26 protein-coding genes are annotated in these 23,942 nt (G+C 53.0%); 20 read left to right on the forward strand and 6 right to left on the reverse strand.

Annotation, left to right across the window (positions count from 1 at the left end):
- Nucleotides 1–9 precede the first annotated feature (9 nt).
- Nucleotides 10–1,005: an AraC family transcriptional regulator gene (locus tag ACT3TR_RS14290; RefSeq protein ID WP_225734492.1), complete on the reverse strand. Its 996-nt coding sequence runs from the start codon at nt 1,003–1,005 to the stop codon at nt 10–12.
- 170 nt (nt 1,006–1,175) lie between these two features.
- On the opposite strand from ACT3TR_RS14290, the gene ACT3TR_RS14295 reads away from it, so the two are divergent.
- Nucleotides 1,176–3,092 carry an ATP-binding cassette domain-containing protein gene (locus ACT3TR_RS14295; RefSeq protein WP_096279271.1) on the forward strand — a complete coding sequence of 639 codons (1,917 nt, stop codon included), beginning with the start codon at nt 1,176–1,178 and terminating at the stop codon, nt 3,090–3,092.
- Nucleotides 3,093–3,153: 61 nt separating this feature from the next.
- Here ACT3TR_RS14295 and ACT3TR_RS14300 read toward each other — a convergent pair whose 3' ends face one another.
- A complete protein-coding gene (locus tag ACT3TR_RS14300) occupies nt 3,154–3,606 on the reverse strand; it encodes a universal stress protein (protein WP_096279273.1) in 453 nt (150 codons plus the stop codon).
- A 153-nt stretch (nt 3,607–3,759) separates the two neighbouring features.
- On the opposite strand from ACT3TR_RS14300, the gene ACT3TR_RS14305 reads away from it, so the two are divergent.
- Nucleotides 3,760–4,311 carry a preprotein translocase subunit YajC gene (locus ACT3TR_RS14305; protein ID WP_441683872.1) on the forward strand — a complete coding sequence of 184 codons (552 nt, stop codon included), beginning with the start codon at nt 3,760–3,762 and terminating at the stop codon, nt 4,309–4,311.
- A gap of 26 nt (nt 4,312–4,337) precedes the next feature.
- On the opposite strand, the gene slyA is transcribed toward ACT3TR_RS14305, so the two are convergent.
- The gene (gene slyA / locus ACT3TR_RS14310) at nt 4,338–4,832 is read right to left on the reverse strand and encodes a transcriptional regulator SlyA (RefSeq protein WP_096279277.1); all 495 of its coding nucleotides are present in this window, start codon (nt 4,830–4,832) and stop codon (nt 4,338–4,340) included.
- Between the two features lie 85 nt (nt 4,833–4,917).
- The gene (locus tag ACT3TR_RS14315) at nt 4,918–6,063 is read right to left on the reverse strand and encodes a DUF5924 family protein (RefSeq protein ID WP_096279279.1); all 1,146 of its coding nucleotides are present in this window, start codon (nt 6,061–6,063) and stop codon (nt 4,918–4,920) included.
- 230 nt (nt 6,064–6,293) lie between these two features.
- Here ACT3TR_RS14315 and fadB point away from each other — a divergent pair, with 230 nt between their 5' ends.
- Nucleotides 6,294–8,480, forward strand: coding sequence for a fatty acid oxidation complex subunit alpha FadB (fadB, locus tag ACT3TR_RS14320; RefSeq protein WP_444625710.1), 2,187 nt, complete (start codon nt 6,294–6,296; stop codon nt 8,478–8,480).
- A gap of 23 nt (nt 8,481–8,503) precedes the next feature.
- The gene (gene fadA / locus ACT3TR_RS14325) at nt 8,504–9,682 is read left to right on the forward strand and encodes an acetyl-CoA C-acyltransferase FadA (RefSeq protein ID WP_235039712.1); all 1,179 of its coding nucleotides are present in this window, start codon (nt 8,504–8,506) and stop codon (nt 9,680–9,682) included.
- A gap of 100 nt (nt 9,683–9,782) precedes the next feature.
- Here fadA and ACT3TR_RS14330 read toward each other — a convergent pair whose 3' ends face one another.
- Nucleotides 9,783–10,871 carry a histone deacetylase family protein gene (locus ACT3TR_RS14330; RefSeq protein WP_444625709.1) on the reverse strand — a complete coding sequence of 363 codons (1,089 nt, stop codon included), beginning with the start codon at nt 10,869–10,871 and terminating at the stop codon, nt 9,783–9,785.
- Between the two features lie 264 nt (nt 10,872–11,135).
- Between ACT3TR_RS14330 and ACT3TR_RS14335 the strand changes: the two genes are divergently transcribed.
- The 16 genes from ACT3TR_RS14335 to ACT3TR_RS14410 all read left to right on the forward strand — a co-directional run bounded on the left by ACT3TR_RS14335 (nt 11,136) and on the right by ACT3TR_RS14410 (nt 23,478).
- On the forward strand, nt 11,136–11,327 hold the full coding sequence (locus ACT3TR_RS14335) for a hypothetical protein (protein WP_444625708.1): 192 nt from the start codon (nt 11,136–11,138) through the stop codon (nt 11,325–11,327).
- Nucleotides 11,328–11,504: 177 nt separating this feature from the next.
- Nucleotides 11,505–11,855: an ArsR/SmtB family transcription factor gene (locus ACT3TR_RS14340; protein ID WP_444625707.1), complete on the forward strand. Its 351-nt coding sequence runs from the start codon at nt 11,505–11,507 to the stop codon at nt 11,853–11,855.
- Between the two features lie 6 nt (nt 11,856–11,861).
- The gene (gene arsC / locus ACT3TR_RS14345) at nt 11,862–12,275 is read left to right on the forward strand and encodes an arsenate reductase (glutaredoxin) (RefSeq protein WP_444625706.1); all 414 of its coding nucleotides are present in this window, start codon (nt 11,862–11,864) and stop codon (nt 12,273–12,275) included.
- The gene (arsH, locus tag ACT3TR_RS14350) at nt 12,272–13,000 is read left to right on the forward strand and encodes an arsenical resistance protein ArsH (protein WP_444625705.1); all 729 of its coding nucleotides are present in this window, start codon (nt 12,272–12,274) and stop codon (nt 12,998–13,000) included. Before arsC ends, arsH begins: the two co-directional genes overlap by 4 nt.
- A complete protein-coding gene (locus tag ACT3TR_RS14355) occupies nt 12,957–14,324 on the forward strand; it encodes an arsenic transporter (protein WP_444625704.1) in 1,368 nt (455 codons plus the stop codon). Before arsH ends, ACT3TR_RS14355 begins: the two co-directional genes overlap by 44 nt.
- Nucleotides 14,325–14,415: 91 nt before the next feature.
- Nucleotides 14,416–14,790 (forward strand): thiol-disulfide oxidoreductase DCC family protein, encoded by a 375-nt coding sequence (locus ACT3TR_RS14360; protein ID WP_096279287.1) that lies wholly within the window; start codon nt 14,416–14,418, stop codon nt 14,788–14,790.
- Nucleotides 14,791–14,813: 23 nt separating this feature from the next.
- The gene (locus ACT3TR_RS14365) at nt 14,814–15,377 is read left to right on the forward strand and encodes a hypothetical protein (RefSeq protein ID WP_096279289.1); all 564 of its coding nucleotides are present in this window, start codon (nt 14,814–14,816) and stop codon (nt 15,375–15,377) included.
- 36 nt (nt 15,378–15,413) lie between these two features.
- Entirely contained in the window at nt 15,414–15,890 is a 477-nt protein-coding gene (locus tag ACT3TR_RS14370; protein WP_096279291.1) for a YbhB/YbcL family Raf kinase inhibitor-like protein, read from the forward strand.
- A 113-nt stretch (nt 15,891–16,003) separates the two neighbouring features.
- Nucleotides 16,004–16,345 carry a zinc ribbon domain-containing protein YjdM gene (locus tag ACT3TR_RS14375; protein ID WP_096279293.1) on the forward strand — a complete coding sequence of 114 codons (342 nt, stop codon included), beginning with the start codon at nt 16,004–16,006 and terminating at the stop codon, nt 16,343–16,345.
- A gap of 333 nt (nt 16,346–16,678) precedes the next feature.
- Complete coding sequence (locus ACT3TR_RS14380) at nt 16,679–17,146, forward strand: SUF system Fe-S cluster assembly regulator (protein WP_096279295.1); 468 nt, start codon at nt 16,679–16,681, stop codon at nt 17,144–17,146.
- A gap of 72 nt (nt 17,147–17,218) precedes the next feature.
- The gene (gene sufB, locus ACT3TR_RS14385; RefSeq protein ID WP_096279297.1) at nt 17,219–18,661 is read left to right on the forward strand and encodes a Fe-S cluster assembly protein SufB; all 1,443 of its coding nucleotides are present in this window, start codon (nt 17,219–17,221) and stop codon (nt 18,659–18,661) included.
- Between the two features lie 73 nt (nt 18,662–18,734).
- Nucleotides 18,735–19,484, forward strand: a complete 750-nt coding sequence (gene sufC, locus ACT3TR_RS14390) for a Fe-S cluster assembly ATPase SufC (RefSeq protein ID WP_096279299.1) — start codon at nt 18,735–18,737, stop codon at nt 19,482–19,484.
- Entirely contained in the window at nt 19,481–20,821 is a 1,341-nt protein-coding gene (gene sufD / locus ACT3TR_RS14395; protein ID WP_444625703.1) for a Fe-S cluster assembly protein SufD, read from the forward strand. The genes sufC and sufD overlap by 4 nt, the downstream gene beginning before the upstream one ends.
- A 52-nt stretch (nt 20,822–20,873) precedes the next feature.
- A complete protein-coding gene (locus ACT3TR_RS14400) occupies nt 20,874–22,133 on the forward strand; it encodes a SufS family cysteine desulfurase (protein ID WP_444625702.1) in 1,260 nt (419 codons plus the stop codon).
- Between the two features lie 22 nt (nt 22,134–22,155).
- Nucleotides 22,156–22,725 (forward strand): putative Fe-S cluster assembly protein SufT, encoded by a 570-nt coding sequence (gene sufT, locus ACT3TR_RS14405; protein WP_096279305.1) that lies wholly within the window; start codon nt 22,156–22,158, stop codon nt 22,723–22,725.
- A gap of 18 nt (nt 22,726–22,743) precedes the next feature.
- Nucleotides 22,744–23,478, forward strand: coding sequence for a SanA/YdcF family protein (locus tag ACT3TR_RS14410; RefSeq protein ID WP_441683852.1), 735 nt, complete (start codon nt 22,744–22,746; stop codon nt 23,476–23,478).
- On the opposite strand, the gene ACT3TR_RS14415 is transcribed toward ACT3TR_RS14410, so the two are convergent.
- On the reverse strand, nt 23,475–23,921 hold the full coding sequence (locus ACT3TR_RS14415) for a hypothetical protein (RefSeq protein WP_096279309.1): 447 nt from the start codon (nt 23,919–23,921) through the stop codon (nt 23,475–23,477). The two genes, ACT3TR_RS14410 and ACT3TR_RS14415, sit on opposite strands and share 4 nt — an antisense overlap.
- Between the last annotated feature and the right edge of the window lie 21 nt (nt 23,922–23,942).

Genomic DNA, 23,942 nt, shown 5'->3' on the forward strand with positions numbered 1-23,942 from the left:
GTCGCGCGATCAGTGAAGGTTGCCCGCCGTGCGAGCTTTGCGGTAAGCGGCGGGCGAATTGCCTGTCCAGGTTTTAAACGCGCGGCTAAAGCAGGCCAAGTCTTCAAAGCTTAATGCTTCGGCAATACTGATGAGTGGCTTTTGACTGCAGGTAAGCGCCTGAACGGCGTAGTCGCGCCGGTACTCATCCTTAACGGCCTGAAAGTGAGTGCCTTCCTGCTTCAAATGCCGAGCTAATGTGCGCGCCGACATGTGTAGGGCGTCGGCGACGCTGTGCACCGTGCCGGCATTGATAAGATCGCGCGCTAGGTGCTCACGTACACGGTGCGCCAGTAGGCGGTCCGCAAATGAGACGTAAAACCAATCTGCCGGGGCGCGCTTTAAAAAGGCGCCCAGGTGTTTTTTGGTTTGGCGTATAGGATGTTCAAGCCATCCTCGATCAATATAAATCGCGGTTTGAGGCTGCTCAAAGCGAACCGTACCTGGGTGGAAGTACAGATAATCAGCACTGTGTGGCGGCAGGATGTAGGCACACTCCATTAAAATCGGCGGTATTTTACGTGCAATCATCCATGATGCTATACCGTGAAAGAGCTTGAGCATCAGCTCATGAATTAAGGTTCTGCTCCCCGCCAAGGGCGCGTGCTCGACCAGGGCCATGCGGGCTAGATCTCCTTCCAGCGTAAACACGTAGCCAAAGTCATCAAGCAAAATGCGGAAGAACTGCGTGTAGCGATGCAGCGCCACCTGTAGATTGGGCGCATCCAGCATCGTTAAGCACAGCAGCTTTAATGTGCCGCCGCGCAGCGGGCGGGCAAAAAAGCCGGGCGTTTCGTCGTCTAGTTCATGCACCAATAAGCGGTAAAGCTCGGCAAACTGCTCAACCGTTACTCGGCCATGTGGTGCTGCGAGTAAAAAGGGCGAGATCCCTGCCCGTTCAAGATAGCGAGTAGGCGGGGTTACGGTGATCGGTAAGCCTTTAAATAGCTCATTTACAAAATGCATCGAGACGGTAACCGTCACTGGCGGGCTGCCTATAGAAAAAGTCTTATCGACGAATTGTTGTTGTACATTGGCAAAACGTTACCACGCTGCCAGTTTTCGCTCCATAGGTTCCACCCCCTCGGCGCGCGCATGCGTTACACTGTGCGCCTTATGATTAAGGAGGACTCCGCGTGGCCCTGTTACGACTCGAACAGCTGCAACTCGCCTATGGCACCCATGTACTGCTCAATCGCGCCGATCTGACGGTTGAAAAAGGCGAACGCCTCGCGCTGGTCGGTCGCAATGGCACCGGCAAGTCCACCCTACTAAAACTGGTAGCGGGCGATATTTTACCCGACGATGGTTCCATCTGGCGTGCCCCCGGTCTCAAGATCGGTGTGCTTGCACAGGAGTTGCCGGAGTCATCCGGCCTCACTATTTTCGATATGGTCGCCCAAGGGTTGCCCGAAGCCGGTGAACTGCTCTCTGAGTATGATCATCTTATCAATGATCCTGACCCTGATATGGATCGCATGGCGACGCTGCAAACGCGCCTGGAAGCTATTGACGGCTGGTCGTATCACCAGCGTATTGATACCGTATTAACCCGTTTGGGCTTACCGCCTGAGGCGCAAATGAGCGCGCTTTCCGGTGGCTGGCGTCGGCGTGTGGCGCTTGCACGCGCGTTAGTCGCTGAGCCTGATTTGCTGCTGCTCGATGAGCCGACCAACCATCTGGACTTAGACACTATTGCTTGGTTAGAAGAACAGCTGCTGTCGTTTAATGGCGCCGTGCTGCTGATTACCCATGACCGGGCATTTTTATCTAAGTTGGCGACCAGTATTCTGGAGCTGGACCGTGGTCAACTGGGTCGTTACCCCGGTAAGTACGTCGAGTATCAAGCCCGTAAGCAGCACGAGCTTGAAGTTGAAGCGCGTGAAAATGCCGAGTTTGATAAAAAGTTAGCGCAAGAGGAAGTCTGGATTCGCCAGGGCGTCAAAGCACGGCGTACGCGCAATGAAGGTCGCGTGCGCGCTTTAGAAGCCATGCGCAATGAGCGCAGTCAGCGTCGTGAGCGCCAAGGCAATGCTAACCTGACGGTAGACCGTGGAGAGCGCACCGGCAAGCGCATCGTGGAGCTGAAAGGCGTCACTCAGCGGTTTGGCGATGACGTTGTGCTGCGTGGCATGAATCTCGAAATACTGCGTGGTGACCGAATCGGCTTCTTAGGGCGCAACGGGGCGGGTAAAACCACGCTGCTGAAAATATTGTTGGGCGAGCTTGAGCCCACCGAGGGCAGTGTTCAGATGGGCACCAATCTGAAGGTGGCCTATTTTGACCAGCTGCGCGCCGGGCTTGAACTGGACAAAACGGTTTACGACAACGTTGCTCAGGGCAGTGACCGGGTGAGCGTTGGTGGTAAAGATCGCCATGTGATGAGCTACCTTCAGGACTTCTTGTTCACGCCTGAGCGGGTACGCCAGCCGGTGAAAGCACTTTCCGGTGGTGAATCTAATCGACTTCTGCTCGCCAAGCTATTTACCCAGCCGGCCAACGTATTAGTGCTCGATGAGCCTACCAACGACCTCGACATGGAAACCCTTGAGCTGCTTGAAGAGCTGCTACTTGATTTCGATGGCACGCTGCTGCTGGTATCCCACGACCGAACCTTTATGGATAACGTTGTCACCAGCATGCTGGCCTTTGAAGGCGAGGGCGTGGTGCGAGAATATGTGGGCGGCTACACCGACTGGATTCGTCAGGGCGGTAAGCTGCCGCCGGCGCCTTGGGAAGGGGCAGCGCGGCAGCGTACTGAACCGACCTCAGAGGCGCCCAAAAAAGCGCCTGAAATCTCGGCGGCACCTGCCAAAAAAAGCGTCAAGCTCTCTTACAATTTGCAGCGTGAGTTAGATACGTTGCCCGCTGACATTGAACGTTTTGAGGGCGAGGTAGAAACGTTAGAAAATGCGATAGGTGACCCAGCGTTTTATCAGCAGGACGCCGACACCGTCGCAGCTAAGTTGCAGCAGCTCGAAGCCGTGCAAAAGCAGTTAGAAACAGCGATGGAGCGCTGGATGGAGCTGGAGGCAATGGCCGCAGGAGAGTAAGCCCGATAAATTAAAAGGCGCCTTATGGGCGCCTTTTTTGTTCTTGATAAAGCGGGCTCGATTACTCGTCGGTTTTCTCACCTTTCTTGCCGACGCGAACGGCTAAGACATCGCACTGGGCGCCATGAAGTACGCCGGTGGAGGTTGAACCCAGCAGCAGAGCAAAGCCATGGCGGCCGTGGGAGCCTACGACAATCAAATCCACGTTATGATCTTCGGCAAAGCGATGGATCTCGGTATCGGGCATACCCACTACCACATGCTGATGGGTTTCAGGCACGTGAGGAGCGGCAATTTCAGCCAGGCGCTTTTTGGCATGCTCATCCAGCTGGTCTTGAATGCTGGTAAGGTCCATCGGGATATCGCCACCATAGGCAAAGCCAAGCGGTTCAAGCGTGTGCATGATGGATATTTTAGCCCGGTCATTACGCTCTGCAATGACGACGGCGCGCTCAAGAATTTTGTGCGAGTCTTTGGTTAGGTCAACGGCAACTAAAATGTGGTGATAGCTCATGGCGTATCTCCTTGGCAGTGGGTTACAAAGGTACTCTTTGTACGATGATGATGGCCTTTACTTTAGATGGCGTAGCGTTACTTAACAACGACCTATGTCATGGTTTTTTAGGTTAGCTTAGTCAGTGTGGCTTATGTTGAAGGAAATGTAGAGATGGAATGGTTAATTATTGTCGGTATTGTGATGTTTGTCATCGCGCCCGTGATGTGGTTGAAGCCCAGCCCGCAGCAAAAGCGTCACTCATTGCTTCGCTCGCAGATCACGCGTCAAGGCGTCACTATCAAGATGGAAAAGCCTCCGCTTCACCATTTTAAAGGCACGATGCCAGCTTATCGCTGGCACTATCCGCAAGACGATCCTGGGCCGGATTTTCTGCTGGTAAGAGACAGCAATGCAAGCGAAGCATTAGCGCCTTTCCATGCCGGTTGGCGCTGGCGAATAGCGCCGCTACGCCCGTTACCTGATAGCGCTACGGTGCATTTGAAAACGTTGCTGGAGCGCTTGCCACAGGATGCGCTGGTGGTGCAGTCGACCCAATATACGTTGACGCTATGGTGGTGGGAGTCACAAACGGCGGAACGATTTACGACTTATGTGCCGGTGTTTGAGCACTTAAGAGATGCGCTGCGTGGCTATGCGGATCGACCCATTACCAGGCCGCTCGGTTTTAAAGAGCAGCCTGGCAGTAGGGAGGCGAAGCCTTAGGACGCGGGCTTGTCTTGAAGAGTCTCTTATTGAGAGCTGTCGCCTTCAGTATCATTTTCTTCAGGGCAGTTTTCTTCAGAGCCATCCTGATCGCGCGCTTGTATCGCCAGTCCGTTTGACTCAATCAGGGTCAGCCACTCATCCAGCTGCTGAAGATTTTCATCCGTTAGGCCTTGTAATATCTCTTTGCGGGCTTCTTTAGCAACACTGTCAATTTTTTCCAGTAGTGGCATAGCGGCAGGCGTTAAATAGATACGCTTGCTGCGACGGTCATTGTCGCAGGCACGCCGCTCAACTAATCCTTGTTCTTCAAGCTGGCCCAGCGTGCGCACCAGTGAAGGCGCCTCCACGCCAATAACCCGAGCAAGATCACACTGGGGGTGTCCCTCTCCCAAGCGCCATAGGTGATAGAGCGTTACCCAGCGGGTTTGCGTTAAGCCCAGCGGGGCAAGTCGCCGATCTAGGATTGAGCGCCACAGATGTGGCAAACGGGCAAGGCGAAAACCAATAGATGAAGCCATAAGCAACTAGCTACCAATAAGTGTGTATAGGCGAATTGTCATAAGCTACGCCGCTGAATGCAAGGTGCTGAATCAATCAATCTGTTTATTCGTCCTTAGTATTGTTAGAACTTCCGGGCACGAAACGTCTTAGATTCAAGCCACTTAGACCGCTGGGGCGTATTTGTGCATCGGCTTTAGAGGCGGTTTGACTATCCTCTGAGACTTCAAAACGTATTAGACCAAGGCGCTGCCCGCTGCCTGTCATAATATCAACGCGCCAATCACCGGTAGGGTCATCGGGGAAGTTTTGCTTATGACTCCAAGCGCGATAACCCTCTTCGCGCCCGCCGTTAATATTCAGCTTCACCACATCCATGGGCTGACCGTTGTGATGCCAAGCATGGGTAATGGTTTCACTTAATCCCCTTGGTGCGCGTATGGCCGTATAAACATAAAGCCCGTTTTCACTAATTGTCTGAGGCGTTAATGCTATTGAACCTTCGGGCAGTCGCTGTTCAATATTGAACGAGGGCGACAGTGCACTGCTGGTCATCCATAAACTGGCAGGCGGTACCCATATGCGGCCTACCCAAGCGCCATAGGCCAGCACTAATGTTAGTGCAAAAAATAGGCACCAGCGTTGAAGCGAACGTCGCTTCAATAAATGCCAAAAACTAGGTAGCGCCACCACGATGGTAATGCTGAGTGCTAGCAGCAAGCTCTGACCGGTGGTCAGGTGCACCATGATAGGCAGTGTAACCAGCAGCACTAGAAACACGCACATAGCATGAAACATAAAGTAAAGGCTGCGCCAGCGTTCAGCTACTTTGAAATATAGCGGATCAATAATAGACAACAAGGCCATGCCGCCAACTAATACTGCAAACAGTGTTTGCCCGCTATTCCAAACCGTTGTGACTAAAATAAACGGCAGCGTAAAGAAAAGCGTTTCTTGGTGAATCATTTGCGCAATAAACGTCGCCACGCCCCGCGGTGGCGTCGGGTGACCCCGGTGAGATAGCCAGCGGCTGATCAATCCTTCTGATAGTAGCAGTGTCCAGGCGAACAGCAGCCCAAGCGCTAAGGCCGCGCCTAGCCACTGTTGACGATCGACTAGAAAAAAGCTTCCCAGGCCTGCGGCGAATGCCATTGGGGGCCATAACCAGCTCCAAGGCTTTATGCGTACGACTATACTTTCAATACGCCGCTGAGCCGAAGCAATGCGAGAAGGTGTGAGCAGTGTGCCCATACAAGGTAACCTGGATGATGAAAGATGTGTGATTCTAACAGTCTGCCGGGCTTGGCGCTGATCTACTGCGAATCTCGGCCTGGATTAATTGATTTATTAGCCGAAAGTCAGGGCTTGACGTGCTTAGGCATCTCAACCAAGCTAAGGCAATCAAACGGCCGTATGAAAGTCGTCTAAAAGTGTGGCGGGTTCTCTTTTCAGAGCCAGCCCGAAAAGCGGAGAGAACGCGGATGATCTACCAAGGCAATGCCATCACGGTGACACGTCGTGACACCCCTAGCGGTAATGATATCGCAATGCTCACTTTCGATTTGAAAGATGAGTCCGTCAATAAGCTTTCTAGCGCTGTTGTTGCAGAACTCGCTGACGCGGTGAAGGCTATTCAGGCTGAAAACAGCTTGAAAGGCTTGGTCATCGCCAGTGGTAAAGACGCGTTTATCGTAGGCGCCGATATCACCGAGTTTCATACGCTTTTCGATAAAGGCGAAGAATACCTCGTCGAGATGAACCTTAAGGTTCACGACATTTTTAACGCGATTGAAGACCTGCCTTTCCCGACAGTCACGGCGGTCAATGGGCTGGCGCTTGGCGGCGGTTGTGAGGTTCTGCTGACCACCGATTTTCGTGTGATGAGTGAAACTGCCAAGATCGGCCTTCCAGAAACCAAGCTAGGCATACTCCCCGGCTGGGGAGGCTGCGTTCGTTTGCCTCGCTTGATCGGCGCAGACAATGCCATTGAGTGGATTGCAGGTGGCACCGAAAACCGCGCCGATGCGGCACTTAAAGTAGGTGCTGTCGACGCGGTCGTCGCCGCAGAACAGTTAGAAGAGGCGGCGTTCGACATTCTAGACCGCGCTAATAGCGGCGAGCTGGATTACCAAGCGCGCCGTCTGGAAAAAACCAGCTCGCTGAAGCTTAATCCCATTGAGCAGATGATGGCGTTTGAAACCGCCAAGGGGTTTGTTGCCGGAAAAGCTGGGCCGCATTATCCCGCGCCGGTTGAAGCCATCAAAGTCATTCAGAAAGGCGCGGGTGAAGAGCGTGGCCGTGCCCAGGCAATTGAAGCCAAGGCATTCGCTAAGCTTGCGCTGAGCAGCGTGGCGTTCAATTTGGTGGGCCTATTCCTGAATGACCAAGTGGTTAAAAAGAAAGCCAGCCGTTATGAGAAACAGGCACAGCCAGTGAAACAAACGGCTGTGCTGGGTGCCGGTATTATGGGCGGCGGTATCGCTTACCAGAGTGCGTCTAAGGGCACGCCAATCCTGATGAAAGACATCAAGGATGAAGCGATTGAGCTTGGCTTGAAAGAAGCGCGCAAGCTATTTACCAAGCAGGTCGAGCGTAAAAAGCTTTCCACCGAGCAGATGGCTGAAAAGCTGAGCAATATTCGCCCAACGCTCTCCTATGGTGATTTTGGTAACGTTGATCTCGTTGTCGAAGCGGTGGTTGAAAACCCCAAGGTAAAAGGCGCGGTGCTAGCTGAAGTTGAAGATGCGGTGAGCGAAAACACCATTCTTACTTCTAATACATCAACGATTTCCATTAATCGATTGGCGGAGAATCTTAAGCGTCCAGAAAACTTCTGCGGTATGCACTTTTTTAACCCCGTTCACCGCATGCCGTTGGTGGAAGTAATTCGTGGTGAAAAGACGTCTGATGCCGCCGTTGCAGCAACCGTGGCCTATGCGCGTGCGATGGGGAAAACGCCGATCGTGGTTAACGACTGCCCCGGTTTCTTAGTTAACCGCGTACTGTTTCCGTATTTCGGCGGCTTTAGTTTCCTGGTCGAGCAGGGCGCTGACTTCCAGCATATTGATAAAGTGATGGAGAAGTTCGGCTGGCCTATGGGCCCCGCTTATTTGCTCGACGTGGTGGGCTTAGACACTGCCGTACACGCTAATGAGGTAATGGCGGAAGGTTTCCCTGATCGCATGGCGCGTGAGGGTAAAACCGCTATTCAGGTCATGTATGACAATGACCGCCTTGGTCAAAAGAACGACAAAGGTTTTTACGCTTACGAGGAAGACAAAAAAGGTAAGCCTAAGAAAGTAACCGATGAAGCCGCTTACGCTCTGATTAAAGAGGTGGTGAAAGAGCATAAAGAATTTTCTGACGAAGACATCATTGCGCGCATGATGGTGCCGCTGTGCTTGGAAACCGTGCGCTGTTTGGAAGATGGCATTGTAGCGACGCCAGCAGAAGCGGATATGGCGTTGATCTATGGCATCGGCTTCCCTCCCTTCCGCGGTGGTGCGCTGCGCTATATTGACGCGATGGGCGTAGCAGCGTTCGTCACATTGGCAGAAGGCTTAGCTGATGAGCTGGGGCCGCTGTACGCGCCCACCGACAAGCTGCGTCAGATGGCGAAAAACGGCGAGTTATTCTATTCCAGCGATAAGCAGGCCAACCAAGCCTAACCACCACGCATAGGAGATAAAAGATGAGTTTGAGTCCGAGAGATATTGTGGTGGTTGACGGTGTCCGTACCGCCATGGCAAAAGCCAAGCATGGTGCTTTTCGCAACGTTCGCGCTGAGAATCTATCCGCAGCGGCGATGCAGGCGCTGTTTACCCGCAACCCCAATCTAGATCCGTCAGAAGTGGACGATGTGATTTGGGGCTGTGTGAACCAGACGCTTGAGCAGTCCATGAACATTGCCCGCAACGCAGCGATCATGACCGGCATACCCCGCTCGGTCCCCGCGCAAACGGTGAACCGTTTGTGTGGTTCTTCAATGACGGCCCTACACATTGCCGCTGCGAATATTAAAGCGGGCATGGGTGATTTCTTTATCATCGGCGGCGTTGAACACATGGAACATGTGCCCATGGCGCATGGCGTTGACGTGAACCCGGCGGCCAGTAAGTACGCGGCCAAAGCGGCCATGATGATGGGGTTAACCGCCGAACTGCTGGGCAAAATGCACGGCGTTTCGCGTGAAGAGCAGGATAAGTTTGGCGTGCGCTCTCATCAGCGCGCCCAGGCAGCGATGGAAAAGGGCTATTTTGATAATGAGATTATCGGCGTAGAAGGCCACGACCAGCGCGGCTTTAAAGTGATGGTGACGCGCGATGAAGTTATTCGTGGCGACTCGACCCTCGAATCTATGGCGAACCTGAAGCCTGTATTCGATCCGCGTAACGGCACCGTCACGGCGGGCACCTCATCGGCGTTGTCGGTCGGGGCTTCAGCGATGGCAGTCATGAGCTATGAGCGTGCACAGGCACTTGGTTTAACGCCCATCGCACGGGTGCTATCAACCGGTGTGGCTGGTTGTGATGCATCGATCATGGGCTATGGCCCGGTGCCCGCATCGAAGAAAGCGCTTAAAGCAGCGGGTCTGTCGTCCGCGGATATTGAGACCGTTGAGCTTAACGAGGCATTTGCTGCTCAAGGCATCCCGGTACTGAAAGATTTAGGTTTCCTAGATGCGCTAGACGATAAGGTCAATCTTAACGGCGGCGCTATTGCGCTAGGGCATCCGCTGGGCTGCTCGGGGTCGCGTATCTGCACTACGCTACTTAACGTCATGCAGCAGCGCGATACGACGTTGGGCTTGGCGACCATGTGTATCGGCATGGGGCAGGGCGTTGCCACAGTGTTTGAACGGCTTAAATAAAGGCTAAAATTTTAACAAAGCGTTGTTAGCTTAAAACCAAACGGCACCGTATCAGGTGCCGTTTTTTTTGTTTTAAAGCGGCGTTAGTTAAACCGATTTTTCATTCCGATTGAAAGGCCGTGCGATGAAAGTTAGCCGCCGCTTCAACTTCTGCAATACCACAGGTGTCGGGCACAGGAACGGTATTGCCGGCTAGTACTGCCAGCACGGCTCGGGTGCCGTTGGCTAATGATTCCAGGTTGTAGCCACCCTCTAATACAAAAACTAAGCGGCCTTCGCAGTGCTGCTCTGCCAGCTGTTGCATGAAACCGGTTAGCGCGCCAAATCCTGCGTAGGAAACGTTAAGTGCTAAATCGTGCCAGTGAGGGTCAAAGCCCGCGGATACTAAAATAATATCAGGCTTAAACCACGCTGCAGCCGGTGCCAGAATGTCACGAAATGCTTTGAGATATGCTTCATCGCCCGCACCCGCGGGCAGGGGCACGTTAATAGTGGTGCCTTCGCCCAAACCTGCACCGACTTCTTCAAGGTGGCCTGAACCAGGGTAGAAAGGCGCGGCGCGATGTATGTCGAAAAACATCACATCGGGTTCTGCCCAAAAGATATCTTGAGTTCCATTGCCGTGGTGAGCATCCCAATCGACGATCAGTACGCGTTCACAGCCAAGTGCCGCTCGCGCGTGTGCAGCTGCAACGGCGACATTATTAAACAAGCAAAATCCACGCGCGCGAACGGGTTCAGCGTGATGCCCCGGCGGGCGTACGAGTGCAAACGCACTTTTAGCCCGTTTTTCCATCACGGCTTCTACCGCCGCAATCGCTGTGCCAGCCGCGACTTCAGCCGCATCTACGCTGCCTGGCGAAACGGCCGTGGTATCGACATCCAGCCACGCATTTTTGCCGCGTAAGCTGAAAATGTCGGTTAAATAAGAGGTGGTATGCACCCTAGCTAACTGCTCATGCGTGGCCACTTTTCCGCCTTCGATTTTAAGGCCGTCGATCGGCGCTTTTTCAAGTAGCTCTTGGATAGCGGTTAGCCGCCCAGGGTGTTCAGGATACTTCCATGGCCCCGGAAGGCCTGCTAGCAGGTTCCTCACTCTTTTATCGATTCGGTGGGGCAAGAACTCGGCGTCGATATTAGGCTCGTGAGCAAGTACGCGATCATCATATAAGGCAATGACATTGTGCATAATGGCTACCTAGAATGCGTGCATTGGATAATAGCGGCTGTGCGAGTAGAGGGTTGGACGGTCGCTCTATCTCGCGATGGGCACGAAATGCTTACTGACAGTAAGGCAGGCTAGGCGGGGTTATTCAATGCCACTTTCAGCGTTAAGCGCTGGGCTAATGCAGTTTTTTCTACTGGATAGGCAAACGATTGCGTGAAGAGACGTTATTGAAGATGTTTTACAGGAGTTAGTACTTGTATAAAACAAGCGTTCAACGGCGGCTCTATGGATCTGGCGTCTTTCCAGGTCAGTCGAGATGCCGGTGCAGAAACGGCCAATACCTCAAAAATGGCGATGATGATGGCCATGTCCTCTGACATGAATGAGGGCTCTTTTATGGATGAAGAGGTAGCCGCATTAAGTGAGGATGTCAGCATCATAGGGGTGCAGGCAGATGACCAGAGTGTATTGATGTAACGTACATTCAATACGACATTTTCTTTAGCACCTAAGCTGAGTTGAGGAAGTAAATAGCGTCAATAAAGCCTGCGAGCTGTTCATTCAGCATCGCAGGCTTTTTCATGGAGTGGCCAGCTCTGAAAAATACGCAAAGGAATAATTGCCATATTAAAATATGTCCATTATTCTGGACATATGGAAATTAAAAATGTTACCGATAGCTTCGCGGCGCTGTCTCAAGGTACGCGCCTTGAGGTGTTTAGGCTGCTTGTACGTCATGAACCCGAAGGACTTCCCGCGGGTGACATTGCCCGTCAGCTATCTGTGCCACATAACACTATGTCGGCACATCTTTCGGTGCTCTCGCGGGCGGGTTGGGTTGTATCGCGTAGGCAGGGGCGATCAATTATTTACCGCGCTAGTCTGTGGCACATGCAGCAAACGCTTAACTTTCTGATCCATGATTGCTGTGCAGGCCATCCAGACGTGTGTGAACCGTTTTGGGCGACATTCAATGAATGTTCCATCAATGACAGTCAGGAGTGAAAGGCGTTGAAAACGACGATTTACCACAACCCCGCGTGCGGAACCTCCCGTAATACGCTAGCAATGCTCGAAGCTTCAGGCGAGACGCCCAAGGTGGTCGAGTATCTCAAGACACCGCTTAGCCGTGAACGGCTAGTCGAGCTGATCTCAATGATGGCGATTGCCCCGCGAGAGTTGCTGCGTCGTAAGGAGCCCTCCTATGATGAGCTCAACCTTGATGATCCCGCGTTAAGTAATGATCAACTGATAGACGCCATGATCGCGCATCCAATCCTGGTCAATCGCCCAATTGTGATAACCGAAAAGGGTACATGCCTGTGCCGTCCTTCAGAGCTTGTGCTTGAATTATTGGCCAATCCAGTCACGACGTTTACCAAAGAGGATGGAGATATCGTGCACCTCAAGGGCCATCGCAAATGAGCGAACATGCCAGTTTCGATAACCTGCCCAACATTGACCCTCGAAAGCTGCAGCCGATTGATGTCGATGCGCTGGCTGGGCCTGATGCCCAGCGTCATCCCCCCAAAATCCTGGTGCTTTACGGCTCACTGCGCGAGCGCTCTTTTTCACGTCTGGCGTCCGAAGAGGCAATGCGGTTGTTGCGCTGGTACGGCTGTGAAGTGCGCACGTTTAATCCGTCGGGTTTACCGCTACCGGATGACTCAGAGGCCGACCATCCCAAAGTGCAAGAGCTACGCGATCTTGCCCAGTGGTCCGAGGGTATGTTGTGGGTTAGCCCCGAGCGGCACGGTGCGATGACGGGCATTATGAAAACGCAAATTGACTGGATCCCTCTATCGCTCGGCAGTGTTCGACCTACTCAGGGAAAAACACTGGCGGTGATGGAAGTGTCTGGCGGCAGTCAAAGCTTCAACGCGGTCAATCAAATGCGAATTCTTGGGCGTTGGATGCGTATGATCACCATCCCTAATCAATCGTCTATACCCAAGGCATTCACCGAGTTTGATGGCGCCGGGCGAATGAAATTGTCACCACTTTATATGCGTATCGTTGATGTGTGTGAAGAGCTTGTAAAGTTTACCTGGCTGACCCGAGGCAAGTCCGCCTATCTTACTGATCGCTATTCTGAGCGCGTTGAGAGTGCTGAAGAACTCTCTCGCCGCGTTAATCAAAACACTCACTGACGAAGGTCATTTCATGTTGGCACTAGCCATTTTTGTTGTCACTCTGGTTTTAGTGATCTGGCAACCTAAAGGTTTAGGTATTGGTTGGAGCGCGCTGGGCGGTGCTTTAGTGGCGCTTTTAATGGGCGTCGTGCAGCTGGGGGATGTCGCGGTAGTGTGGGGGATTGTTTGGGATGCTACCTTCACCTTTGTGGCGTTAATCATCATTTCGTTGCTTCTAGACGAGGCAGGATTTTTTGCCTGGGCGGCGTTACATGTTGCGCGCTGGGGCAATGGGCGAGGACATCTTCTCTTCCCGCTGGTCGTTATATTAGGCGCCATCATTGCAGCATTTTTCGCTAACGATGGCGCGGCCTTACTGCTAACTCCCATTGTGATCGCTATCTTGTTACGCCTTAACTTTGAGCCGCCTGCGGCATTCGCTTTCATTATCGCAACGGGGTTTGTCGCCGATACCACAAGCCTGCCGCTGGTGATCTCCAATCTTGTGAATATTGTCAGTGCCAACTACTTTGATATCATCTTTGATCGTTATGCTGCGGTCATGGTACCGGTCAACCTAGTGTCGCTGGCGGCAACGCTGATCGTTCTCTGGATCGTATTTGGTCGCCGTATTCCTGTACGCTATAGTGTCGAAAATCTTGACGCGCCGGTTTCGGCCATCAAAGATCCCCTCGTATTTCGCGCAGCATTCCCATTGCTAGCGGTACTGCTTATTGCCTATTTTGTGACTGCCCCGTTAGGGATCCCAATCGCGTTTGTGACGGGAACAGGCGCCATTCTGTTGATGGCTATTGCCGGGCGTTGGTGGCAAGTAGGCCGAGGTGCCGTCGTTTCTGTAACGGGAGCACTACGCGGTGCCCCTTGGCAGATAGTGCTGTTCTCAATTGGGATGTATCTCGTTGTCTACGGGCTGGGTAGTGCAGGGCTGACGAATTATGGCGCTTTGGCGCTTGAATGGCTGGCGCAGCAGGGCGACTTTATCGCCACGTTAGGTACTGGCTTCCTTTCCGCCATTGTGGCCTCGGTAATGAACAATATGCCTTCGACACTAGTGGGCGCGCTGGCTATTGAGCAGGCGAAATTGCCAGCGGGAACTCAGGAGTTAATGATCTACGCTAACGTAATCGGTAATGATCTGGGGCCAAAATTCACCCCCATTGGTAGTCTCGCGACTCTGCTATGGCTACATGTGCTAGCGGGCAAGGGATACAAAATTGGTTGGGGCCAGTACATGAAAATTGGCTTATTGATTACGCCGCCAGTACTACTGGCGGCCTTGGTCGCCCTGGCTTTGTGGTTGCCGATATTGCCCGCCGCGTAAGCATATAGTGCTTACTATGGCGAGGCTGCTAGAGTGAAGACACTACTTAAATGTTTTAACATGGTGAGAGTCTTAACGCTGAGAGCTGATCATGCCTAGTAAGACATCTATCAACATTTTTTACGACGCGCAGTGCCCGCTTTGCCGTAAAGAGCGGCGCCGCTATGAGCGCTGGCTAGGGCACGAGGCGGATGATATCGACTGGCTTGATGTCAGCGAAAATGAGCAGGCGCTGCGAGATAAGGGCGTTGAGCCTGCCATGGCGCTGCGCTCGCTGCATATTGAAACGACGCAGGGCGAGCTGATAGAAGGTATTGATGCCTACCGAGTACTAATGAGGCGTATTTCATTATTGGTGCCTGTCGCCTGGGTTCTTGGCCTACCAGGAATAAAACCGGGCGTTCGCGCACTTTACGATAGGTGGGTAAAACGCCGCCTACAAAAACAGGGCCGCTGGCCCACTTAAGCACTAGCATAGGATGCCTGGCAATGCAGCGAAGTTCGCTATGGATGTGGGCGGTAGGGATAGGGGGGAGTCTGTTGTTAGCAGGCTGTGCCGGCGGGCAACGTCCTGCACCTTCGCCCATTCAGCCTGACAGTGAGGCGCCGCTAACGGCCCCGCAGCCCATCCCGGTAACGGGCATGAATGCGATGCCCGTTACCGGGATGGCAAGTGACTGGGTGCCGCCTCTGTTTATTAGCCCAGAAGAGGAAGCATCCTATTACGTTAGCCGTTTAGCGGATAGGCGCTTTGTGACCAGCTACGGTGGCTATGATAATCGGCGGCCTTTTTATATTGCCGCCGAGCGTTTGGGCGAAATAGGCCTTCCAGCGATTCCTTTGCTGTTTACTCGTTTGAATACTGCCGACCAATATGAGCTGGCGCTGGCACTCTATGCTCTGCAACTCGCTACGCAGGATCCGCAGCTTATGGTCCGAACCAGTGGTGAATATATTCAGCTGGGAGTGGTGTTAGACCCGGCGTATAACGCTGACAACATTGCTATCGCCCAGCAGTGGTGGCAACGTCACGCGATGCAGCTTGATCGTTAACGCGCCACCATTATTAAGATAATTCAGGAGAGAACGATGGCCTTTGCACTTTCAACCATGCAGGTTACTAGCGTAGCTTTTGCTAATCACCAAGCGGTTCCTTCCAGATACTCCGGTGAAGGTGAAGATATTTCTCCTGCGCTAGCCTGGCAAGGTGCACCTGAAGGAACCAAAGGGTTTGCAGTGATATGCCATGATCCGGACGCTCCTTTGGTTAAAGAAGGCAGCTACGGCTTTATTCACTGGGTGCTCTATAACTTGCCTGGCGATATTCAAGAATTAACTGAGAACACGGCCGTGGGCACCTCGGGCGTGAATGATCGTGGTAATAGCAGCTACTGTGGTCCGATGCCGCCAGAAGGGCATGGCAAACATCTCTACTATTTCTGGGTGCTAGCGTTAGACCATCAAACGTCGCTTCCAGCAGGGCTGACCCAAGCTGAGTTGCTCAATGAGATAGAGCCGCACCTGCTGGGTATGAATCGCTTGGTAGGTACTTACCAGCGCGGTTGATTCGCTAGCGGCTGGACATTTTACGCAACCCGTGTAGGCTCCATCGCTTTCTGAACCCCTATATACGAGTGCTTGTACGCGTTCTCGTGTTTGTTGAGTGATGGAGTCGTCTGATGAGTGATCTTCCTAACTGTCCTGCCTGTGCCTCTGAATTTAGCTACGATGACGGGCTTCAATACGTGTGCCCAGAGTGCGGTCACGAGTGGTCAAAGGTAGCAGAAGAAGAGGGCGCTGATGACGCATCCGGCGTGCGTGATGCGAATGGCAATCCGTTGGTCGATGGCGATAGCGTAACGGTCATTAAGGATTTAAAGGTAAAAGGTAGCTCACTGGTCGTTAAAGTAGGCACCAAAGTCAAAAGCATCCGCCTGGTAGAGGGGGATCATGACATCGATTGTAAAATTGATGGCATCGGCCCGATGAAGTTGAAATCTGAGTTTGTCAAAAAAGCCTGAGCTCACTGCTGCCAAGTATTGCTAATAAAATAGTCCATTGATTTCAATGGGCTATTTTTTTATTCCCAAGCTCTCTGGTAGCCATGCGCAGCATTGCTGTCCGGTGGTTATATGCAAATTCTAGGGGGAGAGTAAAATAAACCAATAGCTTTTTTAAATGATAATGATTGTTGTTTTTGATGCTATCAGCGCCGAACGTGCTTATATTTCGCGCAAATTGCTAACCATTTTGCTCAAGGGCTTCACATCAAATTTATACAGGACTAAAATGGTCCTCAATTGACGTGGCGTTCATTTGATCGACTGCGTTTTATGTATATGAAGGGGAGTGACATGCTCAAGCTTTCTCGGCTGACAGACTATGCCGCTGTGGTGATGGCGCAAATTGCCCGTCACTCTCAGGCATCGCATGCAGCGGCAGAGTTAGCGGACGCTGTGCAGTTGCCACACCCGACTGTGAGCAAAACGCTCAAAATGCTGGTGCGCGCTGGCTTGCTTGTTTCCCAGCGAGGATCGCAAGGCGGCTATCGCCTAGCGCGACCGGCGTCGCAGATTAGCGCTGCTGACATTATTGCGGCCATTGAAGGCCCTGTCGCCATGACCGAATGCAGTCAGGCAGAAGGCGATTGCGAACTTGTGGCTACCTGCGGTGTGGCAGACAACTGGCAGCGAGTTTCACTGGCAATGCGAACGTTGCTAGAAAGCGTAACGCTCGCGCACCTGGCGGATACAGCGCCGATAAAACTGCCGGTGCAACTGCCTATTCAAACGATCAGCCTGTCGACAGCGTCGGCCTCCTAGCGACGTAAAACAGGCCTTACTCATTTTGACGGCGAGCCGAACTCGCCACCCAACTGCCCGGAGGGTATCACCATGGCAAGCGAAGAAATGGAACAGTTGGTTCGTCGCGAATACAAAGATGGTTTTGTAACGGATATTGAGAGCGACACCCTGCCACCTGGCCTTGATGAAAATACCATCGCCTTTATTTCGAATAAAAAGGGTGAGCCGGAATGGATGCTGGAGTGGCGTCTTGATGCCTATCGCCAGTGGTTAAAGATGAAAGCTCCTTCCTGGGCACATCTTGATTATCCGCCGATTGATTACCAGTCGATCTCCTATTTCAGTGCGCCAAAACGGCCTGAAGATGGCCCGCAAAGTTTGGATGAAGTAGATCCTAAACTGCTCGAAACCTATGAAAAGCTGGGTATTCCGCTGCATGAGCGCGCGGCCCTTGCTGGCGTTGCGGTAGACGCAGTGTTTGACTCCGTTTCTGTCACCACAACGTTTAAGAAAGAGCTTGGCGAAGCAGGCGTTATTTTCTGCTCGATTTCAGAGGCTATCCGCGACTATCCAGAGCTGATCAAGCAATACTTGGGTACGGTCGTTCCCGTGGCGGACAACTATTTTGCGGCGCTGAACTCCGCGGTGTTTACCGATGGCTCCTTTGTGTTTGTTCCTGAAGGCGTCACCTGCCCGATGGAGCTGTCTACCTACTTCCGTATTAACGCGGCCAACACCGGCCAGTTTGAGCGCACCCTGATTATTTGTGAAAGCCGCGCTCAAGTATCGTATTTAGAAGGTTGCACCGCGCCGATGCGCGATGAAAACCAGCTTCACGCGGCAGTCGTAGAGCTTGTTGCGCTGGATGATGCTTATATCAAATATTCCACCGTGCAGAACTGGTATCCCGGCGATGAAAATGGCGTAGGCGGTATTTATAACTTTGTCACTAAGCGCGGCGATTGCCGTGGCGATCGTTCACGGATTAGCTGGACACAAGTCGAGACCGGCTCAGCGATTACCTGGAAATATCCTTCCTGCATGCTTCGCGGTAAAGACAGTATCGGCGAGTTTTACTCCGTGGCGGTGACTAACGGTCGCCAGCAGGCGGATACCGGCACCAAGATGGTTCACATTGGCGAAGGCAGTCGTTCTTATATCGTCTCCAAAGGCATTTCGGCGGGTAAGAGCAATCAATCCTATCGTGGACTGGTTAAAATTGGGCCGCGTGCCAAAGGCGCGCGCAACTTTACCCAGTGTGATTCCTTGCTGATCGGTGATAAGTGCGGAGCACACACTTTTCCTTACCAGGAAATTGGCAACAGCACGGCGACCATTGAGCACGAAGCGACCACATCGAAAATTGGCGAAGATCAGCTGTTCTACTGCAAGAGCCGCGGTATTTCAGAAGAAGATGCGGTGAGCATGATCGTCAATGGTTTCTGTAAAGACGTTTTCCAAGAGCTGCCCATGGAGTTCGCTGTAGAAGCCGAAGCGCTGCTCAACGTGACCCTGGAAGGCGCGGTTGGCTAAGCAGTTCGCTGTTCATCCTATTTAATTTATCAGTGTCGCCGCGGCGGCTCGCCAGAATCAAAAGGTAATCAACATGTTGCAAGTGAAAGATTTACACGTCACCGTCGAAGACAAAGAAATTCTTAAAGGCCTTACCCTGACCATCAATGCGGGTGAAGTGCACGCTATCATGGGGCCGAACGGCGCGGGTAAATCGACACTGTCGGCAGTCATCGCCGGTAAAGACGGCTACGAAGTTACCCAGGGTACGATTACCTTTGAAGGCAAAGATGTGCTGGAAATGGAAATTGAGGAGCGTGCCCAAGCTGGCTTGCTGCTGGGTTTCCAATATCCGGTTGAGATTCCAGGGGTTAAAAATATCTACCTGCTGAAGTCTGCCCTGAATGCCCAGCGCGTCGCGCGCGGTGAAGGTGAAATGCCGGCACCTGAATTCATGAAGCTGGTGAAAGAGAAGCTAGGCTTTATGAAAATGGATGCAAGTTTCCTGCAGCGCGCCGTTAACGAAGGCTTTTCGGGCGGCGAGAAAAAGCGCAACGAGATCCTGCAAATGCTGGTGCTTCAGCCCAAACTTGCCATGCTGGATGAAATAGATTCAGGACTGGATATCGATGCGATGAAGGTTGTCGCCGACGGCGTCAATAGCCTGCGTGCTGCTGATCGCGCCATTTTGCTGGTCACGCATTATCAGCGCCTGCTGGATTACATCGTGCCAGACAAAGTTCACGTTTTGGTCGATGGTCGTATCGTGAAAACCGGCGACGCTGAGCTGGCCAAGCAGCTTGAGAGCAACGGCTATGAAGGTATCGAGGAGTCTGTGGCATGAGCGATACGCAAAACTTTTTAGATACGCTGAAGGCGCGTAGCTCTCGCTATAAGGCGGAGCCGACGTGGATTGCTGCTCGTCGCCAGGCCGGTGCTGCGCGCTTTGAAGCGCTCGGCTTTCCTACTCGCCGTGACGAGGAGTGGAAGTATACGGATGTACGCTCAATTGCACAGGGCAGCTTTGCGCTTGCCGATAATGCCGAGTTCTCCCAGGCTGCTGCCGCTGCGCTGACACTGCCGATTGATGCTTACCGCTTGACCTTCGTCGATGGTGTTTTTTCATCAGCGCTGTCGGATGTTGAATCACTGCCCTCAAGCGTCCAAGTGCTGCCGCTTTCTAGGGCGCTAGAGGAAAATCACGAAGCGGTAGGTGGCCCGCTTGGCCGTCTCACCGGCGTAGATTTTTCACCCTTTGCTGCGCTGAACACAGCGTTTATGGAAGAGGGCGCCGTGGTACGTATTGCGCCCGGAACGATCGTTGAGAAGCCGATTCTTCTGCAGTTCCTGTCCCGTGCAGGTAAGCCTGTGATGAGCCATCCTCGTGTGCTGGTTACAGCCGGTGGCCGTAGCGAAGCGACGTTGATTGAGCACTATGCAGGCGAAAATGACGCGGCTAACTTCACGAACGTGGTGGCCGAGCTCATGCTTGATCGGGGCGCGATACTGGCGCATTACAAGCTGCAAGAAGCGCCGTTGGGCGACCTGCATGTGGCGAGTATTCACGTCGAGCAGGCGCGCGATACGCGCTATACCTCTTACAACCTGAGCCTAGGCGGTGCGCTGGTGCGTAACGACCTCATCAGTGATCTGAATGGTGAAGGGGCAGAAACCAATTTCTATGGTTTGTTCTTTGGGCAGGGCCGTCAGCACGTCGATAACCATACCAAGGTTAACCATAATGCGCCGCTCACGTTCTCTAATGAGAACTACAAGGGTATTTTGGACGACCGCGCCCACGGCGTATTTAACGGCAAAGTGTATGTGAAGCGCGATAGCCAAAAAATTGAAGGCTTTCAGAGCAATAAAAACCTGCTCTTATCTGATCGTGCTCATGTTGATGCCAAGCCTGAGCTGGAGATCTACGCCGACGACGTTAAGTGCTCTCACGGCACCACCACGGGCCAGTTGGATGAAGATGCTATTTACGCACTGCGCACGCGTGGTATTGATGAGGCAACGGCCCGTGGGCTGCTAACACTCGCGTTTGCTGGTGAAGTGCTGGACAAAGTTACCTTGGATGCGATTGCAGAGCGCGTTGAGCTAGCCGTTGCCGGTAAGCTACCAGAGCGCTTCAACCTTGCTGGGCTTGTTGAAGCAGCCGTCGCACTTAACGACTAGCTCAACCACTCGCTTAACCACCCGCTCTCAAGGGCTATACCAGGAGTGATTGATGCCACATACCGTTACTGAGCCTACGCGTGTGAAAGCGCCGTTTGATGTTATGCGACTGCGTCAGGATTTCCCGATCCTGGCGCGTGAGGTGCATGGCAAGCCGCTGATCTACCTGGATAACGCGGCGACGAGTCAGACGCCTCAGTCGGTGATTGACGTATTTAGCGATTACTACTCACGCTATAACGCCAATATTCACCGCGGACTGCATACCCTGGCCGATGAGGCGACGGCGGCGTTTGAAGGCACTCGTCACCGGGTAAAGGAGTTTCTTAACGCGGAAGATGCGCGTCAGGTTATCTTTACTCGCGGCACGACCGAGGCGATCAATTTAGTCGTTCAAAGCTGGGGGCGTCAGCACCTTGCCTCTGGCGATGAAGTGCTGATCTCCATGTTGGAGCATCATTCTAATATTGTGCCCTGGCAGCTGTTGGCCGCTGAGATTGGTTTTACCATTAAGGTCATTCCCGTTGAAGCCAATGGCGCGCTGGATATGGCAGCCTACCGCGCACTGCTCAGTGAGCGCACCCAGCTTGTTGCGGTCAATCACGTGTCTAATGCGTTTGGGACCATTAATCCCGTGCAGGAAATGGCCGCATTAGCGCATCAGTATGGCGCGCTCATTTTAATTGACGGTGCCCAGGCAGCGCCTCATCAAGTCGTCGATGTGCAGGCGATCGATGCCGATTTCTATGCGTTTTCGGGCCACAAAGTCTATGGGCCAACTGGCGTAGGCGTATTGTACGGTAAGCAGGCGCTCCTGGAAGCCATGCCTCCTTGGCAGGGCGGTGGTGAGATGATTCAATCCGTCTCGTTTGATGCGGGTACCACCTTTGCCGCTATTCCGCATAAATTTGAAGCGGGTACGCCGGCTATTGCTGAAGTCATCGCCCTTGGCAAGGCGCTGGAGTGGGTTGAGAGCGTTGGCATCACGGCCATTGGCGCGTGGGAAGGGCGACTTCTCGATCACGCTACGCAAGCAGTTGGCCATATCGATGGGCTGCGTATTTTAGGCACTGCGCCTCAAAAAGCCGGCGTACTTTCGTTTGTAGTCGACGGCGCACACTCCCAAGATATTGGCCTGCTGATTGACCAGCTGGGTGTCGCTATTCGTACGGGGCATCACTGTGCGCAGCCGTTGCTCGCCCATTTTGGCGTTGACGCTACCTGTCGTGCATCATTTGCTGCGTATAATACGCTCGAAGAAGTGGATCGCTTTATTGAAGCACTCAACCGTGTCATTGGTATGGTGCGTTAAGGCCAGTTCTTTAAGGATAGTTATGGATCTTGAGCAAGTCGCGAGTCTCGAACGAGGCCAACAGCTACCGCTACAGCGTGATGTGGATGCTATTGCCATACCGTTTGGTAAAACGGAAACGCTGGCCGAAGATAGCATTGTGAGCGTAATGCAAGCGAAAGGCAGCTCGGTGAGCGTCGGTTTTGAGGGGCGTCTCTATCTGGTCGAAGGGCGCAATTTAGACGCCTTGGGTCTTGAGGCATTGCCGCGCCCGACGCTGCCAGAAACAGCGTCTGAGGAAGAGATCGAGCAATTTGTGTGGGATCAGCTGCGCACCTGTTTCGACCCCGAAATTCCCGTTAATATCGTTGATTTAGGGCTGGTTTATGGATGCCGTATTGATCGGCTAATCAGTGGCGAACGCATTGCCACTATCCGCATGACGTTGACTGCTCCCGGCTGTGGTATGGGGGATGTGATTGCGGCAGACGCGAGAAATAAAATTCTTGGCGCACCGCAGATTAGCAAAGTGCACACTGAGATTGTCTTCAGCCCTCCTTGGAGCCGTGACATGATGAGTGACGAGGCCAAGCTTGAACTCGGCATGTTTTAATTTCGGCTGGGGCGCTGGATGTATAACGCGGTTTTGAAAGGGATTAAGCGCTTATTAATGTCGCTAGGAGCGCTTTTGCTGCTGGCGGCGTTGCTGTTTATAGCCGGTAATTTATGGGTAGTCGCCACCACCGCCGCTTATATTGAGCAGCAGCCCTTGCAGTGCCGTGCCGACAAAGTGGGCATTGTGTTTGGTACGTCTCATTGGACGCGTAGCGGCGTGCGTAACCCTCATTTTCATGCGCGCATGCGCACCGCTGCCGCGTTAATTGAACAGTCTCAGGTTGAGCACCTGCTGTTGTCAGGTGATAATCGCACCAAGGCCTATAATGAGCCGCGAGCAATGTGGCGCGATCTTCATCGGCGCGGCGTCGCGGCCGAACGGCTTACCATGGATTTTGCAGGCTTTAGTACCTATGACACGCTGGCGCGTGCGCGAGATGTGTTTCAGTTAGATGAAGCGTTATTGATTACCCAAAGCTGGCATCTACCGAGGGCCGTGTTTATTGGTCGTGCACTTGGGATGGATGTGGCTGGGTGTGTGGCCGATGATCCAACGGCAGGGGTTGAATGGGGTTTGAAGGTGCGTGAGTGGGCGGCGCGCGTGGCCACCCTAGGAGATCTTTATATTTGGAACAGGCAGCCGTATTTTCTGGGATCGCCGGAGCCCATTAAATTGCCAAAGAGGACGCTAATAGACCTCATCGCGCCCTCGCTAGACGAGCGCTTAATTAGCCCTAGTCCCAAACCTTAGCGGTGCGTTTTCCGCTTTTGCAGCGCATACAGCTCGCGAATCAGTTTACGACATCCTTGCATGGCCTCATCAACCACGGGTTCGATTGGGTCAGGTAGCGGATGGGTAAAGAGTGAGGAGAGCGCCTGCATCAATACTCGCTCTTGCTCTAATAGCTCATTGATCAATACCTGACTATCGTTGCCAACAAAGCTCTTCAGGCGGCTCCAGAGCCACAGAAAATCATCGCGTTCAACGTCCGCATCACGCGGCAGCATTTTTAAATGCGCACGGGCAAGATCCTGCAGTTTGCGCATTTGCTTTAGCCGCGCAGTATAGTGCGGCTTTAAAGCATCGCGCAGTGATGGGCGCAGGCGTTCGATATTATCTTGGAAATAATCAATGCTATCGGCCAGCGCTTCCAATACGCTGTCCATCGCCACTTGGCGATTATCGAGAAACATGAGCGTCTACCTCCTTCGGTG

It is taken from the genome of Halomonas sp. AOP12-B1-6 (assembly GCF_052379225.1).
Taxonomy (GTDB): Bacteria; Pseudomonadota; Gammaproteobacteria; order Pseudomonadales; family Halomonadaceae; genus Vreelandella; species Vreelandella casei.

What these genes read in the sequence shown, in the direction of transcription:
- ACT3TR_RS14375 (WP_096279293.1), top strand. Translation starts at nt 16,004, where the DNA reads ATGAGTGATCTTCCTAACTGTCCTGCCTGTGCCTCTGAATTTAGCTAC.
- ACT3TR_RS14400 (WP_444625702.1), top strand. Translation starts at nt 20,874, where the DNA reads ATGCCACATACCGTTACTGAGCCTACGCGTGTGAAAGCGCCGTTTGAT.
- ACT3TR_RS14335 (WP_444625708.1), top strand. Translation starts at nt 11,136, where the DNA reads ATGGATCTGGCGTCTTTCCAGGTCAGTCGAGATGCCGGTGCAGAAACG.
- slyA (WP_096279277.1), bottom strand. Translation starts at nt 4,832, where the DNA reads ATGGCTTCATCTATTGGTTTTCGCCTTGCCCGTTTGCCACATCTGTGG.
- sufT (WP_096279305.1), top strand. Translation starts at nt 22,156, where the DNA reads ATGGATCTTGAGCAAGTCGCGAGTCTCGAACGAGGCCAACAGCTACCG.
- fadB (WP_444625710.1), top strand. Translation starts at nt 6,294, where the DNA reads ATGATCTACCAAGGCAATGCCATCACGGTGACACGTCGTGACACCCCT.
- arsH (WP_444625705.1), top strand. Translation starts at nt 12,272, where the DNA reads ATGAGCGAACATGCCAGTTTCGATAACCTGCCCAACATTGACCCTCGA.
- ACT3TR_RS14360 (WP_096279287.1), top strand. Translation starts at nt 14,416, where the DNA reads ATGCCTAGTAAGACATCTATCAACATTTTTTACGACGCGCAGTGCCCG.
- sufB (WP_096279297.1), top strand. Translation starts at nt 17,219, where the DNA reads ATGGCAAGCGAAGAAATGGAACAGTTGGTTCGTCGCGAATACAAAGAT.
- ACT3TR_RS14315 (WP_096279279.1), bottom strand. Translation starts at nt 6,063, where the DNA reads ATGGGCACACTGCTCACACCTTCTCGCATTGCTTCGGCTCAGCGGCGT.
- sufC (WP_096279299.1), top strand. Translation starts at nt 18,735, where the DNA reads ATGTTGCAAGTGAAAGATTTACACGTCACCGTCGAAGACAAAGAAATT.
- ACT3TR_RS14330 (WP_444625709.1), bottom strand. Translation starts at nt 10,871, where the DNA reads ATGCACAATGTCATTGCCTTATATGATGATCGCGTACTTGCTCACGAG.
- sufD (WP_444625703.1), top strand. Translation starts at nt 19,481, where the DNA reads ATGAGCGATACGCAAAACTTTTTAGATACGCTGAAGGCGCGTAGCTCT.
- ACT3TR_RS14380 (WP_096279295.1), top strand. Translation starts at nt 16,679, where the DNA reads ATGCTCAAGCTTTCTCGGCTGACAGACTATGCCGCTGTGGTGATGGCG.
- ACT3TR_RS14370 (WP_096279291.1), top strand. Translation starts at nt 15,414, where the DNA reads ATGGCCTTTGCACTTTCAACCATGCAGGTTACTAGCGTAGCTTTTGCT.
- fadA (WP_235039712.1), top strand. Translation starts at nt 8,504, where the DNA reads ATGAGTTTGAGTCCGAGAGATATTGTGGTGGTTGACGGTGTCCGTACC.
- ACT3TR_RS14340 (WP_444625707.1), top strand. Translation starts at nt 11,505, where the DNA reads ATGGAAATTAAAAATGTTACCGATAGCTTCGCGGCGCTGTCTCAAGGT.
- ACT3TR_RS14305 (WP_441683872.1), top strand. Translation starts at nt 3,760, where the DNA reads ATGGAATGGTTAATTATTGTCGGTATTGTGATGTTTGTCATCGCGCCC.
- ACT3TR_RS14300 (WP_096279273.1), bottom strand. Translation starts at nt 3,606, where the DNA reads ATGAGCTATCACCACATTTTAGTTGCCGTTGACCTAACCAAAGACTCG.
- ACT3TR_RS14410 (WP_441683852.1), top strand. Translation starts at nt 22,744, where the DNA reads ATGTATAACGCGGTTTTGAAAGGGATTAAGCGCTTATTAATGTCGCTA.
- ACT3TR_RS14365 (WP_096279289.1), top strand. Translation starts at nt 14,814, where the DNA reads ATGCAGCGAAGTTCGCTATGGATGTGGGCGGTAGGGATAGGGGGGAGT.
- ACT3TR_RS14415 (WP_096279309.1), bottom strand. Translation starts at nt 23,921, where the DNA reads ATGTTTCTCGATAATCGCCAAGTGGCGATGGACAGCGTATTGGAAGCG.
- ACT3TR_RS14290 (WP_225734492.1), bottom strand. Translation starts at nt 1,005, where the DNA reads ATGCATTTTGTAAATGAGCTATTTAAAGGCTTACCGATCACCGTAACC.